This is a genomic window from Burkholderia sp. BCC1047, assembly GCF_902833155.1.
In the GTDB taxonomy this organism is placed as follows: Bacteria; Pseudomonadota; Gammaproteobacteria; order Burkholderiales; family Burkholderiaceae; genus Burkholderia; species Burkholderia sola.
Genome location: NZ_CADFEH010000002.1, coordinates 366,567 through 381,542 on the forward strand (window position 1 = coordinate 366,567; position 14,976 = coordinate 381,542).

At 67.5% G+C, this 14,976-nt stretch carries 10 protein-coding genes and 2 pseudogenes; 7 read left to right on the forward strand and 5 right to left on the reverse strand.

The window, feature by feature from the left end:
- Positions 1-33: 33 nt before the first annotated feature.
- A complete protein-coding gene (locus HWX55_RS03660; RefSeq protein ID WP_050012439.1) occupies positions 34-819 on the reverse strand; it encodes an IclR family transcriptional regulator in 786 nt (261 codons plus the stop codon).
- Between the two features lie 229 nt (positions 820-1,048).
- On the opposite strand from HWX55_RS03660, the gene pcaF reads away from it, so the two are divergent.
- The gene (gene pcaF / locus HWX55_RS03665) at positions 1,049-2,251 is read left to right on the forward strand and encodes a 3-oxoadipyl-CoA thiolase (protein WP_175974026.1); all 1,203 of its coding nucleotides are present in this window, start codon (positions 1,049-1,051) and stop codon (positions 2,249-2,251) included.
- A 158-nt stretch (positions 2,252-2,409) separates the two neighbouring features.
- On the opposite strand, the gene HWX55_RS03670 is transcribed toward pcaF, so the two are convergent.
- The gene (locus HWX55_RS03670; protein WP_175974028.1) at positions 2,410-2,970 is read right to left on the reverse strand and encodes an N-acetyltransferase; all 561 of its coding nucleotides are present in this window, start codon (positions 2,968-2,970) and stop codon (positions 2,410-2,412) included.
- An 83-nt stretch (positions 2,971-3,053) separates the two neighbouring features.
- A pseudogene (locus HWX55_RS03675) lies at positions 3,054-3,185 on the reverse strand (SAM-dependent methyltransferase); the annotation flags it as partial.
- Between the two features lie 311 nt (positions 3,186-3,496).
- Between HWX55_RS03675 and HWX55_RS03680 the strand changes: the two are divergent.
- Together HWX55_RS03680 and HWX55_RS03685 are read left to right on the forward strand one after the other, a co-directional pair.
- Positions 3,497-5,041, forward strand: a complete 1,545-nt coding sequence (locus HWX55_RS03680; protein WP_175974030.1) for a PAS domain-containing methyl-accepting chemotaxis protein — start codon at positions 3,497-3,499, stop codon at positions 5,039-5,041.
- A 411-nt stretch (positions 5,042-5,452) separates the two neighbouring features.
- Entirely contained in the window at positions 5,453-6,997 is a 1,545-nt protein-coding gene (locus HWX55_RS03685) for a PAS domain-containing methyl-accepting chemotaxis protein (protein WP_175974032.1), read from the forward strand.
- A gap of 115 nt (positions 6,998-7,112) precedes the next feature.
- On the opposite strand, the gene gabD is transcribed toward HWX55_RS03685, so the two are convergent.
- The gene (gene gabD, locus HWX55_RS03690) at positions 7,113-8,582 is read right to left on the reverse strand and encodes an NADP-dependent succinate-semialdehyde dehydrogenase (RefSeq protein WP_124595385.1); all 1,470 of its coding nucleotides are present in this window, start codon (positions 8,580-8,582) and stop codon (positions 7,113-7,115) included.
- Between the two features lie 90 nt (positions 8,583-8,672).
- Entirely contained in the window at positions 8,673-9,956 is a 1,284-nt protein-coding gene (locus HWX55_RS03695) for a 4-aminobutyrate--2-oxoglutarate transaminase (RefSeq protein ID WP_175974034.1), read from the reverse strand.
- Between the two features lie 126 nt (positions 9,957-10,082).
- Here HWX55_RS03695 and HWX55_RS03700 point away from each other — a divergent pair, with 126 nt between their 5' ends.
- The 4 genes and pseudogenes from HWX55_RS03700 (at position 10,083) to HWX55_RS03715 (ending at position 14,780) form a co-directional block, all read left to right on the forward strand.
- A complete protein-coding gene (locus HWX55_RS03700) occupies positions 10,083-11,591 on the forward strand; it encodes a PLP-dependent aminotransferase family protein (RefSeq protein ID WP_175974036.1) in 1,509 nt (502 codons plus the stop codon).
- Between the two features lie 140 nt (positions 11,592-11,731).
- Positions 11,732-12,796 (forward strand): selenide, water dikinase SelD, encoded by a 1,065-nt coding sequence (gene selD, locus HWX55_RS03705; RefSeq protein WP_175974038.1) that lies wholly within the window; start codon positions 11,732-11,734, stop codon positions 12,794-12,796.
- Between the two features lie 81 nt (positions 12,797-12,877).
- Positions 12,878-13,470, forward strand: a pseudogene (locus HWX55_RS03710) (LysE family transporter).
- Between the two features lie 230 nt (positions 13,471-13,700).
- Positions 13,701-14,780 carry a purine nucleoside permease gene (locus HWX55_RS03715; protein ID WP_175974040.1) on the forward strand — a complete coding sequence of 360 codons (1,080 nt, stop codon included), beginning with the start codon at positions 13,701-13,703 and terminating at the stop codon, positions 14,778-14,780.
- The last annotated feature ends 196 nt before the right edge of the window (positions 14,781-14,976 follow it).

The following is a 14,976-nucleotide window of genomic DNA, read 5'->3' on the forward strand; positions in this document are numbered from 1 at the left end:
CCGTCGTGCCGGTCCCGCGAGCGAAGTAACCGCTCACCCGCGCCGCGCGACCAGTTCCGACACCGTTTGCGCGGCCTGCTGCAGCGGCCCGAGAAACTCCTTCACCATCTGCTTCGCGGTATGCCGCTGCGCGTTGCCGCTGATGTTCATCGCGGCGATGATCTGCCCGCGCCGGTTGCGGATCGGCGCCGACAGCGACATCAGCCCCACTTCGAGTTCCTGGTCGACCACGGCCCAGCCCTGCTGGCGCGCCTGGGCGATCGCCGCCTTCAGCTCGCCGAGGTCGGTGATCGTGCGCGGCGTGTGCGCGCGGATGCCGCTCTGCGCGAGCGTTTCGTCGAGCGCCGCGTCGTCGAGCGCGGACAGCAGCACGCGGCCCATCGACGTGCAGTACGCGGGCAGCCGGCTGCCGATCGACAGGTTGATCGTCATGATCTTGCGGGTCGGCACGCGCAGCACGTAGACGATCTCGGTGCGATCGAGCACCGCGGCCGAGCAGCTTTCGTGGATCTGTGCGGACAGCTGCTCCATCACCGGATCGGCGAGATTCCAGAACGGCATCGACGTGAGATACGCGAAGCCGAGCTCGAGGATCTTCGGCGTGAGCCGGAACAGCCGGCCGTCGGCCTCGACGTAGCCGAGCGTCTGCAGCGTGAGCAGGATCCGGCGTGCGCCCGCGCGCGTGAGGCCGGTGGCCGACGCGACCTCGGTGAGCGTCTGCTCCGGGCGCGTCGCGTCGAACGCGCGGATCACCGCGAGGCCGCGCGCGAACGACTGCACATAGGAGTCGCCGGGTTTCTGGATGTCTTCGGTTGTCATGAACGGTTGGTTTGTCGTGCAGCCGAGAAGATAGCGCATGGGGCCTGACACGCCAACCGCCCGGCGGACCGCGCGCTTGACAGGTCGTCCCCGCACTCCCTATGATGCGTTGAACGTTCGATACACGATCTTATGTTCGTATATAGAACATTTAAGCGCATCCCGGCGGGCAATGCAAGGGGCGCGCGCCCTGTTCATTTCCCAGCCTTCCATGGGACCGGAGACACTGATGACCGAAGCTTTTCTGTGTGATGCGATCCGTACGCCAATCGGGCGTTACGGCGGTGCACTGTCCGGCGTGCGCGCCGACGATCTGGGCGCGGTGCCGCTCAAGGCGCTCGTCGAGCGCAACCGCGACGTCGACTGGACGGCGATCGACGACGTGATCTACGGCTGCGCGAACCAGGCCGGCGAGGACAATCGCAACGTCGCGCGCATGTCGGCGCTGCTCGCGGGCTTGCCGGAAGGCGTGCCGGGATCGACGATCAACCGCCTGTGCGGATCGGGGATGGATGCGGTCGGCGTGGCCGCGCGCGCGATCAAGTCGGGCGAAGCCGCGCTGATGGTCGCGGGCGGCGTCGAGAGCATGACGCGCGCGCCGTTCGTGATGGGCAAGGCCGCGAGCGCGTTCGCGCGCCAGGCCGACATCTACGACACGACGATCGGCTGGCGCTTCGTCAATCCGCTGATGAAACAGCTGCATGGCGTCGATTCGATGCCGGAGACCGCCGAGAACGTCGCGGTCGACTACCACATCAGCCGCGGGGATCAGGACCTGTTCGCGCTGCGCAGCCAGCAGAAGGCCGCGCGCGCGCAGCAGGACGGCACGCTCGCCGAAGAAATCGTGTCGGTCACGATTGCGCAGAAGAAGGGCGATCCGCTGGTCGTGTCGCGCGACGAGCATCCGCGCGAAACGTCGCTCGAGACGCTCGCGAAGCTGAAGGGCGTCGTGCGCCCGGACGGCTCGGTCACGGCCGGCAACGCGTCGGGCGTGAACGACGGCGCCGCCGCGCTGCTGCTCGCGAACGAGGCCACCGCGAAGCGCTTCGGCCTGACGCCGCGCGCCCGCGTGCTGGGGATCGCGACGGCCGGCGTCGCGCCGCGCGTGATGGGCATCGGCCCGGCGCCGGCCACGCAGAAGCTGCTCGCGCGGCTCGGGATGACGATCGACCAGTTCGACGTGATCGAGCTGAACGAAGCGTTTGCGTCGCAAGGTCTCGCGGTGCTGCGCATGCTCGGCGTCGCCGACGACGATCCGCGCGTGAACCCGAACGGCGGCGCGATCGCGCTCGGCCACCCGCTCGGCGCATCGGGTGCGCGCCTCGTGACGACCGCGATGTACCAGTTGCATCGCACGAACGGCCGCTTTGCGCTGTGCACGATGTGCATCGGCGTCGGCCAGGGCATCGCGATCGCGATCGAACGCGTGTGAGCGGCGTGATGCGGTGAAGTGGCCGGATACGCGCCGCTTTGCTGCTGCGCTGTTTCTCCTACGAAGGGCGGCACGAGACATCTCGCGCCGCCCTTCGTCGTTAACCACCGGCCCGCGACAGTTGCTTGACGCGCGCGCCGCCCTCCGCGTGCCAGCCGTCAGGCCGTCGGCCCTTCCAGATGAATGTCGTCGGGCTCGAGCGCGTAAAGCTCGGGATCGGGCGACGCGCTGACCGTGAAGCCGAGCCGCAGGTAGAAGTCGATCGTGCGCTGCGACGGCGTGGCCGATACGTACAGCCGCTCGGCGCCCATTGCACGCGCCTGCGCGCGGGCCGTGCGGTAGAGCTGTTCGCCGAGCCCGCAGCCGCGCCAGTCGTGGCTCACGTGCAGGAACTTCAGCTGCAGCATGTCGCGTTGCGGGCCGAGTGGCCGGCTGTCGACGACCGCTGCCGCGACCAGCCGCGCGCCGTCGAACCTGCCGAGAAACCAGCCGCCGCGGTCGTGGCAGTCGAGCAGGATCGGCGTGTAGTGATCGGCTTCGCCGTCGGGCCAGCCGGCCACGTCGTAGAACTCGGGCACGAGATGCAGCGTGCCGTCGCGCAGCACGTACAGGTGTTCGATGATTTCGCGCCGGTCGATGGTCCATACGAGCGGTACGTCGTCGCGCGCAAGCGGGCGGGCCGACAGCGCGTCGCGTTCGGCGGCGGTGCGGCGCGTCATGCGGCCCTCCGGTGCGCGGCGATCGTACCCGTCAGCGGCAGGCGCGGCATGCGGTCGGGCGGCGCCATCCGATAGCCGTCCGGTTCGCGTTGTCCCGGAAACCGCGTGGCGCCGCCATTCCGGAAAAACGCGGCCTGATCGCGTTGATGGCGCTCATGCGCGGCCGTCGCGGTATTCCAGGACAGCCGATTCAGCTCATGCAATGCCTTTTTCATCGAATTCGAATTCCAGTGGAATGGAGCAGGATAGGCCAATCGTTTCGCTGCGCGCAACAGCGGCCGGCATTGCCAATGTCGTGCGGCGCTTCGTGACCGACAGATAAACGTGCGCGGGGATTATCGCCGGATTATTTGATCTGAATCATGGTAATGGCCGGATTGCCCGTTTTATGCGCATCGAAATTAAGGTTTGCCGGTGAATTGCCGACAGTAAGGACGAGAGTGTCGTAAAGCGAACAACCGTTTTTCGGCTACTGAGCGCGATTTCAGCGCGGCGCGGACGACAGATCCGCCTTTCGGAGCCTTGCATGCGCAACAACCAGCCCGTTACCCAACAGGAATTCGATTTTCCCGACGACGTCACGCTGATGTCGACGACCGATGCCGACAGCATCATCACCTACGCCAACACGACGTTCGCGCAAGTGAGCGGCTTCTCGACCGAGGAGCTCGTCGGCCAGCCGCACAACGTGGTCCGTCACCCGGACATGCCGAAGGAGGCGTTCGCCGACATGTGGGCGACGCTGCGGCGCGGCGAGCCGTGGACCGCGCTCGTGAAGAACCGCCGCAAGAACGGCGACCACTACTGGGTGCGCGCGAACGCGATTCCGGTGATGCGCAACGGCGCGCCGCAGGGCTATATGTCGGTGCGCACGAAGGCGCCGCACGACGAGAGCACTGCCGCGGACGCGCTGTATCGCGCGTTTCGCGACGGCAAGGCCGGCCGGCGCCGGTTCCACAAGGGGCTCGTGATCCGCACCGGGCTGCTGCGAATCGCGTCGCTGCCGCAGACGATGTCGGTGCGTGCGCGCGTTCATACAGCACTGTGCGTGCTGGCACCGGCCGTTGTCGGCACGGGGTGGGCCTGCGGGCTCACCGGCGGCGGGCTCGCGGCGTTTGCCGGCGTGACGGCCGGCGTGGCGGTCGCGGCAGGCTGGTGGCTCGACGCGCAGATCGTGCAACCGCTGAAGCGGTTGCACGAGCAGGCGCTGAACGTCGCGACCGGCGAGAGCCGGCGCGGCGTACGGATGAACCGCGTCGACGAGATCGGCATGACGCTGCGCACGATCAACCAGCTCGGGCTGATGTTCCGCTGGCTCGTCGACGACGTCAGCGAGCAGGTGCACAACGTGCAGCGCGCGAGCAACGAAATCGCGCAAGGCAACAGCGACCTGAGCGCGCGCACCGAACAGGCCGCGTCGAGCGTGCAGCAGACGGCCGCGTCGATGGCCGAGATGACGGCGACCGTATCGAGCAACGCGGAGACGGCGCTGCAGGCGAATCAGCTGTCCGTTTCCGCGAGCGGCGCGGCCGAGCGCGGCGGGCAGGCGGTGAGCGAGGTCGTCGCGACGATGAGCGAGATCACCGACAGCTCGCGCAAGATCGCGGACATCATCGGCGTGATCGACGGCATCGCGTTCCAGACCAATATCCTCGCGCTGAACGCGGCGGTCGAGGCGGCGCGCGCAGGCGAGCAAGGGCGAGGTTTCGCGGTGGTCGCGGGCGAAGTGCGCGCGCTCGCGCAGCGCAGCGCGAATGCGGCGAAGGAGATCAAGACGCTGATCGGTGCAAGCGTCGAGCGCGTCGAATCGGGCGCGCGGATCGTCGACGGCGCGGGCAAGACGATGGAGGACATCGTCACGCAGGTGAAGCGCGTGTCGGACCTGATCGCGGAGATCAGCTCGTCGACGGCCGAGCAGAGCACGGGCGTCGCGCAGGTCGACCAGGCGGTCGTGCATCTGGACAACATCACGCAGCAGAACGCGGCGCTCGTCGAACAGAGCACGGCGGCGTCGGAAAGCCTGAAGCAGCAGGCGACGCGGCTCGTCGATGCGGTGAACGTGTTCAGGTGAGGGTTGCAAGCGTGCGCGACGGGCGGATTCGATCAATGAATCCGGCATGTCGCGCACGGCACATGTTCGGATTGGCGAATTCAATCGAATGACGCCAAACGCGAAATATTCGTATTTACGACTTTATCGTTACGCGCTAAATCGGGCCGAATGCATTACGTCGAACGATCGGGCGAATGGCCGTCAGGCCGTTGTGCGGCCACGCATTCTGGTTTATCCATAAACAAATCATTCGGCAAAAACACGATCATGCATCTTTAATGCATATTTACCCGAGTACGGCATCATGTTTTGGCGGAATTTGCCCAAAGCGCAGGAGTCGACTCACACGCAGGCGAATCGATCGCCATGCGTGGAGTCTCGAATCAATCGACGAACGGACGCAAGATCCGCCACCCGGAGCTCCACACCATGCGCAACAACCAGCCTGTCACGCAACGCGAATTCGAATTTGCCGATGATGCGACGCTGATGTCGACGACCGACGTCGACAGCCACATCACGTACGCGAACGCGGCGTTCATCCAGGTCAGCGGTTTTTCTCCCGAGGAGATCGAAGGCCAGCCGCACAACATGGTACGGCATCCGGACATGCCGAAGGAAGCGTTCGCCGACATGTGGGCGACGCTCAAGGGCGGCGAGCCGTGGACCGCGCTCGTGAAGAACCGCCGCAAGAACGGCGATCACTACTGGGTGCGCGCGAACGCGATTCCGGTGATGCGCAACGGGCAGCCGAAGGGCTACATGTCGGTGCGCACGAAGGCGACGCGCGACGAGATCGCGGCCGCCGAGGCGCTGTATCGCGATTTCCGCGAAGGCAAGGCCGGCAGCCGCCGGTTCCACAAGGGATTGATCGTCCGCACGGGCGCGATGCGCGTCGCGTCGCTGTTCCAGACGATGTCGGTGCGGTCCCGGCTGGTGTCGACGCTGTGCGTCCTCGCGCCGGCGGTCGTCGGCGCCGGCTGGGCGGCCGGGTTGACCGGCGGCGCGTTCGCGGCGTTTGCCGGTGCGGCGGTCGGCGTGACGGCGGCGGCCGGGCTGTGGCTCGACGCGCAGATCGTGCGGCCGCTGGGGCAACTGCGCGACGAGGCGTTGCGCGTGGCGACCGGCGAAAGCCGCAGCGGTGTGCGGATGAACCGCGTCGACGAGATCGGCATGACGCTGCGCACGATCAACCAGCTCGGGTTGATGTTCCGCTGGCTCGTCGACGACGTCAGCGAGCAGGTGCTGAACGTGCAGCGCGCGAGCAACGAGATCGCGCAAGGCAACAACGACCTGAGCGCGCGCACCGAGCAGGCCGCGTCGAGCGTGCAGCAGACGGCCGCGTCGATGGCCGAGATGACGGCGACCGTGTCGAGCAATGCCGAGACGGCGTTGCAGGCGAATCAGCTGTCCGTTTCCGCGAGCGAGGCGGCCGGGCGCGGCGGGCAGGCGGTGAACGAGGTCGTCGCGACGATGAACGACATCACCGACAGTTCGCGCAAGATCGCGGACATCATCGGCGTGATCGACGGCATCGCGTTCCAGACCAACATTCTCGCGTTGAACGCGGCCGTCGAGGCGGCGCGCGCGGGTGATCAGGGGCGCGGCTTCGCGGTGGTGGCCGGCGAAGTGCGCGCGCTCGCGCAGCGCAGTGCGAACGCGGCGAAGGAAATCAAGACGCTGATCGGCGCGAGCGTCGAGCGGGTCGAGTCGGGCGCGCGGATCGTCGATGGCGCGGGCAAGACGATGGAGGACATCGTCACGCAGGTGAAGCGCGTGTCGGATCTCATTGCGGAGATCAGCTCGTCGACGGCCGAGCAGAGCACGGGCGTCGCGCAGGTCGACCAGGCGGTCGTGCATCTGGACAACATCACGCAGCAGAACGCGGCGCTCGTCGAGCAGAGCACGGCGGCGTCGGAAAGCCTGAAGCAGCAGGCGACGCGGCTGGTGGAGGCGGTGAACGTGTTCCGCTGATCGCGGGAGGGGAAGGTGACGCGGGTACGGCGGAGAGGGATACCGGCCCGCGTCGGGCCGCCCGGTTCCGGCCGGGCGGCCAGGGCCTGTCGCCGAGGCGCCAGGCCCCGAACCGTCAGACGGCGAGGCAGAGGTACTTGATCACGACGTAGTCGTCGATGCCGTAGTGCGAGCCTTCGCGGCCGAGGCCCGACTGCTTGACGCCGCCGAACGGCGCGACTTCGTTCGAGATCAGGCCTGTGTTCACGCCGACCATCCCGTATTCGAGCGCTTCGGCCACCTTCCACACGCGGCCGATGTCGCGGCTGTAGAAGTACGCAGCGAGGCCGAACTCGGTGTCGTTCGCGAGGCGGATCACCTCGTCGTCGCTGCCGAACTTGAACAGCGGTGCGAGCGGCCCGAACGTCTCTTCCTTCGCGACCTTCATCGCCGGCGTCACGCCCGTCAGCACGGTCGGCTCGAAGAAGCCGTGGCCGAGCGCGTGGCGCTTGCCGCCCGTCACGACGGTCGCGCCCTTCGCGAGCGCGTCCTCGATGTGCGCCTCGACCTTCAGCACCGCTGCTTCGTTGATCAGCGGGCCTTGCGTGACGCCCGGCTCCGTGCCGCGGCCGACCTTCAACTGGCCGACGGCCGCCGCGAGCTTCTGCGCGAACTGGTCGTACACGGCTTCATGTACGTAGAAGCGGTTCGTGCACACGCACGTCTGGCCGCTGTTGCGGTACTTCGACGCGATCGCGCCTTGCACGGCCGCATCGAGATCGGCGTCGTCGAACACGATGAACGGTGCGTTGCCGCCGAGCTCCAGCGACACCTTCTTGACCGTCGCCGCGCATTGCGACATCAGCAGGCGGCCGACCGGCGTCGAGCCGGTGAACGACAGCTTGCGCACGATCGGGTTCGACGTCAGTTCGCCGCCGATCGCCTTCGGGTCGCCCGTGACGACGCTGAACACGCCGGCCGGCACGCCCGCGCGCTCGGCCAGCACGGCCATCGCGAGCGCCGAGAACGGCGTCGCTTCGGCCGGCTTCACGACGATCGGGCAGCCTGCCGCGAGCGCCGGGCCGACCTTGCGGGTGATCATCGCCGCCGGGAAGTTCCACGGCGTGATCGCCGCGCACACGCCGATCGCTTCCTTCGTCACGACGATGCGCTTGTCGCTCGCCGGCGTCGGGATCGTGTCGCCGTACACGCGCTTGCCTTCTTCCGCGAACCACTCGAGGAACGACGCCGCGTAGCCGATCTCGCCCTTCGCTTCGGCCAGCGACTTGCCTTGCTCGGTCGTCAGGATCAGCGCGAGGTCGTCGGCGTTCTCCATCATCAGGTCGTGCCACTTGCGCAGGATCGTCGCGCGCTCCTTCGCGGTCTTCTTGCGCCACGCCGGCCAGGCGGCGTTCGCGGCTTCGATCGCGTGACGCGTCTCGGCCGTGCCCATCGCCGGCACGGTGCCGAGCAGGCCGCCGGTTGCCGGGTTGCGGACCTCGAACGACTCGCCATTCGTTGCGCCTTGCCATTCGCCGTTGATGTACGCCTGCTGGCGGAACAGCGACGGATCTTTCAGTGCCAGGGTTTCCTGAACAGTGCTCATATGAATCGCCTGCTATGAAAAGGACGGAAGAAAACGGCCGCCGCCGTCTTCACGACGGCGGCGGCGCATTCAGTGGAAGCGGACGGGCACTCAGGCCGGCACGCCGACCGTTTCCTTCAGCACTTCCTCGAGGATCGCGAGCGCTTCGTCGAACACGGCTTGCGGGATCGTCAGCGGGAACAGGAAGCGCACGACGTTCGAGTACACGCCGCACACGAGCAGCAGCAGGCCGCGCTCGAGCGCACGCGTCTGCACGCGCTTCGTGAATTCGGCATCCGGCTCGCCCGAACCCGGCTTCAGGAATTCGACCGCGATCATCGCGCCCGGGCCGCGCACGTCGGCGATCTGCGGCACGTCGGCCTGCAGCGCGGTCAGCTTTGCCTTCAGCACGTCGCCGAACTGCGTCGCGCGCTCGCACAGCTTCTCTTCGTCGATGATCTCGAGCACCGCGTGCGCCGACGCGACGGCCAGCGGGTTGCCCGCGTAGGTGCCGCCGAGGCCGCCGGGTGTCGCTGCGTCCATCACGTCCGCACGACCGACGACGCCCGACAGCGGCATGCCGCCCGCGAGGCTCTTCGCCATCGTGATCAGGTCGGCCAGCACGTCGTAGTGCTGCATCGCGAACAGCTTGCCGGTACGCGCGAAGCCCGTCTGCACTTCGTCGGCGATCAGCAGGATGCCGTGTTCGTTACAGATCTTGCGCAGCGCACGCACGAATTCGGCCGGTGCCGCGTAGAAACCGCCTTCGCCCTGGACCGGTTCGAAGATGATCGCGGCGACGCGCTTCGGATCGATGTCGGCCTTGAACAGCATCTCGATCGCCTTGATCGAGTCGGCCGTCGTCACGCCGTGCACGGCGTTCGGGTACGGCGCGTGGAACACGTCGCCCGGGAACGGGCCGAAGTTCAGCTTGTACGGCGCGACCTTGCCGGTCAGCGCCATGCCCATCATCGTGCGGCCGTGGAAACCGCCCGAGAACGCGATCACGCCTGGACGGCCGGTGGCCGCACGCGCGATCTTGATCGCGTTCTCGACGGCTTCGGCGCCGGTCGTGAAGAACGCCGTCTTCTTCGGGAAGTCGCCCGGCGCGCGCTCGTTGATCTTCTCGGCCAGCTCGACGTACGACGCGTACGGAACGATCTGGTAGGCGGTGTGCGTGAAGTGGTTCAGCTGATCGGCGATCGCCTTGACGATCTTCGGGTGGCGGTGGCCCGTGTTCAGCACCGCGATGCCGGCGGCGAAATCGATGAAGCGGCGGCCTTCGACGTCCCACAGCTCCGCGTTCTCGGCGCGGGCTGCGTAGAAATCGCACATCACGCCGACGCCGCGCGGGGTGGCGGCGTTCTTGCGGGCCTGCAGGTCGGCATTCTTCACGGTCATCTCCTTGATGTTCTGTCCGGTGGGTAGGAAATCGGGCGCCTGGGCAGCCCATGGAGGCGACTATAATCACATTTGGCTCTGGCAATCAGAGCCATTTCAATAAATATTCAGGAGCCAATCATGCGCGCGAGCGTGTTGTCGGACTGGCTGGCGCAGCGCCTCGTGCGCGGCGGCGAACAGCCGATCTACCGGCAGCTTCACCGGCTGCTGCAACAGGCGATCCTGTCGCGCGAACTGCCGGCCGGCACGCGCGTGCCGTCGTCGCGGCTGCTGGCCGCCGAGCTCGGGATCGCGCGCAACACGGTCACGCAGGTTTACGAACAGCTTGCGCTGGAAGGCTATGTGAACTCGGCGACGGGCCGCGGCACCTTCGTCGCCGACAGCGCGCCGGACGAGATCGTCGGCGCGCCGCCCGACGCGGCGGCCGGCCCGGCCGTCGCGACGCCGTCCGCGCGGCGGCTGTCCGCGCGCGGCACGCGGCTCGTCGAAGGGGCGGGCGTGTCGAAGCGCCAGGGCGGCGCGTTCATGCCGGGCGTGCCCGACGTGTCGCGCTTTCCGGCGCGCGTGTGGACGCGGCTGCACAACAAGTACTGGCGCCGCCTGCGCCCGGACCTGCTGACCTACGCGCCCGGCGGCGGGCTCGCGCTGCTGCGCGAGGCGCTGGCCGACTACCTGCGCACGTCGCGCTCGGTGCGCTGCACGCCCGAGCAGATCGTGATCACGACCGGCATCCACCAGTCGATCGACCTCGCGGTGCGCTTGCTGACCGACCCGGGCGACGCGATCTGGACCGAAGATCCGTGCTACTGGGGCGTGCGCAGCGTGCTGAACGTGTCGGGGCTGACCACGCGGCCGATTCCGGTCGACGACGAAGGCATCGCGCCGTCGGCCGCCGATCTCGCCGAGCCGCCGAAGCTGATGCTCGTCACGCCGTCGCACCAGTATCCGCTCGGGATGGTGATGAGCCTCGCGCGGCGGCGGATGCTGCTCGAATACGCGCGCCAGCACGGCTGCTGGATCATCGAGGACGACTACGACAGCGAATTCCGCTATGGCAGCCGGCCGCTCGCGTCGCTGCAGGGCCTCGACACGGCCGGGCAGGTGATCTACGTCGGCAGTTTCGGCAAGACGCTGTTTCCGGGGCTGCGGGTCGGTTATCTCGTCGCGCCCGAGCCGCTCGCGGAGAGTTTCGCGACCGCGAGCGCCGAACTGTATCGCGAAGGGCAGTTGCTGCAGCAGGCGGTGCTCGCCGAATTCATCGCGGAAGGGCATTTCGTGTCGCATATCCGCAAGATGCGCACGCTGTACGGGCAGCGCCGCGAGGTGCTGCTCGATGCGGTCGCGCGCCGCTACGGCGATACGCTGCACGCGCTCGGCAGCGACGCGGGGCTGCATCTGGTCACGCAATTGCCGGCCGGCGTCGACGATCGCGTGGTCGCGCAGGCCGCGCTCGAGCGCAACATCGTCGTGCGGCCGCTGTCCGGGTATTACGCGGATCGCTCGCGCGCTGCATCGGGGTTGCTGCTCGGCTATGCGTGCGTGCCGGAAGACGAGATCGGGACGGCGTTCGCGACGCTTGCCGAGGCGATCGACGAGCGGGCGTTCGGTGGGGCCGTTGCGCTGGCTTGACGGGTGAGCACGGCAATATCGGCTCGTTGCGATTCCGTCAAAGACGGGGCGAGGCTCGATTCGCAACTTGGAGAGCGCGATCGGGCGCGCTCGCGCGGAATTGTCGATAATAGAATGTTGTTATTCACCGGATGCCGACGATGACCGAAGCCACCCAAGCCCAGCCTGCCGTTCCGCGCCTCACGAGCCTGTCGCACGGGGGCGGCTGCGGCTGCAAGATCGCGCCGGGCGTGCTGTCCGAGCTGCTCAAGCGCGCGACGCCGCCCGCGCTGTTCCCCGATCTGCTGGTCGGCACCGAGACGTCCGACGACGCGGCCGTCTACCGGCTCAACGACGAGCAGGCGATCGTCGCCACCACCGATTTCTTCATGCCGATCGTCGACGATCCGTTCGACTTCGGCCGTATCGCGGCCACGAATGCGCTGTCCGACGTCTATGCGATGGGCGGCAAGCCGATCCTCGCGCTCGCGCTGGTCGGCATGCCGATCAACGTACTGCCGCACGAGACGATCGCGGCCGTGCTGCGCGGCGGCGAATCGGTGTGCGCGGAGGCCGGCATTCCGGTCGCCGGCGGCCATTCGATCGATTCGGTCGAGCCGATCTACGGGCTCGCGGCGATCGGCGTCGTGCATCCGTCGCGCGTGAAGCGCAATGCGGCCGCGCGCGCGGGCGACGTGCTCGTGCTCGGCAAGCCGCTCGGCGTCGGCGTGCTGTCGGCCGCGCTGAAGAAGAACCAGCTCGATGCCGACGGTTACGCGCAGATGGTCGCGACTACAACGAAGCTCAACCGGCCGGGCGCCGAACTCGCGGCGCTGCCGGGCGTGCATGCGCTGACCGATGTCACCGGCTTCGGGCTGCTCGGCCATACGCTCGAACTGGCGCGCGGCGCGAATCTCACCGCGCGCGTGCATTACGCGTCGCTGCCGTGGCTCGCGGGCGTCGAGACGTTCGTTGCCGACGGCGTGTTCACCGGTGCGTCGGGCCGCAACTGGGCCGCGTACGGCACGGACGTGCGGCTCGCCGACGGGCTGCCGCCCGTCGCGCAGGCGCTGCTGACCGATCCGCAGACGTCCGGCGGGCTGCTGGTCGCGTGTGCGCCGGAGGCCGTCGATGACGTGCTCGCGTGCTTCCGTGCCGACGGTTTCGACCGCGCGGCCGTGATCGGCGAGATGGTGGACGGGCCGTCGCGCGTCGACGTCGCTTGACTTCGGATTCACACGCCGGACCGTTTCGACGTCGCCGGAATTGATGCCTTCCATCGACGGTATGGATGCCATCGACGACCGATGAACGACTTCCTGTTCGGGCTATGATCGCGCTGTCGGTCGGGCCCGTCGCACTGATGATCGCGAACTACGGCATGCGCGCCGGCACCGCGACCGGCGTGCGCGCGGCGATCGGCGTGGCCGCTGCCGATGGCTGCTATGCGGTCGTCGCGTTTACGATCGGTGCGATGCTCGCAAACACGCTCGCGTCGCATCTGTCGCTGTTCCGCGCCGTCGGTGCGCTCGTGCTGCTCGCGATGGGCGCACGGATGCTGTGGCAGGCGCTGCGTGACCGGCGCCGCACGCCCGACGGCGACGTACCGACGCCGCCGGGCGATCGCCCGTTCGTGTCGATGTTCTTCGTCACGCTCGCGAACCCGCTGACCATCCTGCTGTTCTACGGCTATGCGACCGCTACCGCCGGTGCGCACCGGCACTGGCTGGTCGGCGCCGCGTGCGTGTTTGCAGGCAGTCTCGCGGGGCAGCTCGTGTTCGCGTTCGGCGGCAGTGCGATCGGGCGCTTCGTGAAATCGCCGGGGTGGCTCGCGATGAGTCATGTGGTCGCCGCACTCGTCGTGCTCGGTTACGGCGTCGCGGGGCTGATGCGCATGTAGTGCGGCGAGAAACGGCCGATGTCGCGTGCAGCTCCGAACCCGATAGCATTCCTGATGTTTACAACACCGCGACGGACGCGCGATTTTCCGTCACGCAACACGCATCCGTTCGCACGAAACACGGCCAGCCGTTTCGTAGTCGGGTTCCGCATCGCGCACGCCCGTTCTATACTCGTCGCGCAGTCTCCGACAGCCGTTCTCACCCAACATCATCGAAACAAGGAACGCCGATGCTGACTCGCTCCATCCTTTCCGCCGCTGCATTCTCGCTCGCCGCCTGTGCCACCGCGCCGTCGATCGCGCAGGACAACCAGGGCAACGATGCAGGCAATGCCGCATTCGCCGAGACCGGCTCGCATGGCCGCCCGGTCAAGGTCATGATCATCACGATGTTCGGCCCGGAAGGCCAGGCGTGGCTCGACCGGCTCGGCCCGTGGCGCGACGTCACCGTGCCCGGCCTGTCGCCCGACTATCCGGCCGTCCACTGCAACAAGCAGGACGTGTGCGTGGTGACGACCGGCATGGGCTATGCGAACGCGTCGGCGACGATCATGGCGCTCACGTTCTCGCAACGCTTCGATCTGCGCCGCACGTATTTCCTGGTCTCGGGCATCGCGGGCGTCGACCCTGCACAGGGCACGGTCGGGTCGGCCGCGTGGTCGAAATACCTCGTCGATTTCAGCCTGCAGTGGGAGCTCGATGCGCGCGAGATTCCGGCCGGGTGGAACACCGGCTTTCTCGGCATCAACACGAAGAGCCCGAACGACAAGCCGCCGCTCGACTATCGCACCGAAGTGTTCCAGCTCAACCCGCAGTTGACCGATGCCGCGTATGCGTTGTCGCGCAACGTCGTGCTCGCCGACAGCGCACAGGCGCAGGCCGCGCGCGCGAAGTTCACGTATGCGCCGGCGAACCGGCCGCCGACGGTGATCCAGTGCGACACGTCATCGGGCAACACGTGGTTCTCGGGCACGCTGATCGGCGAGCGCGCGCGCCAGTGGACCAAGATCCTGACGGACGGCAAGGGCACCTACTGCATGACCGCGCAGGAAGACAACGCGACGTTCGAAGCGCTCAAGCGCGCGGCGAGCGTGAAGCGGGTCGACTTGTCGCGCGTGGCCGTGCTGCGCACGGGGTCCGACTTCGACCGGCCGTATGCGGGGCAGACCAGCGCCGACAACCTACTGAACTACGCGGATCAAGGCGGCTTCGCGCCCGCGACCGAAAACCTGTATCGTGCGGGCAATCCGCTGGTGCAGGACATCGTCACGCACTGGGGCGAATGGCGTGATGGGGTGCCGCGTCGTTGATCGCCGCAGGACGGTATCAGCGACGCGTCGACGCGAGCCTTAATGCGATTGCGGCCCGGAACGGAACGGCGTCCACACCGGCGTGGTGTCGTCCCAGTGATCGAGCGGCGAAGGAAGTTGATCGTTCATCATGTGCTCCTGCAACTAACTGATTCAGCAAAGTCGTCGATAAGGTCGTTCGAGACGCCGCGCACGG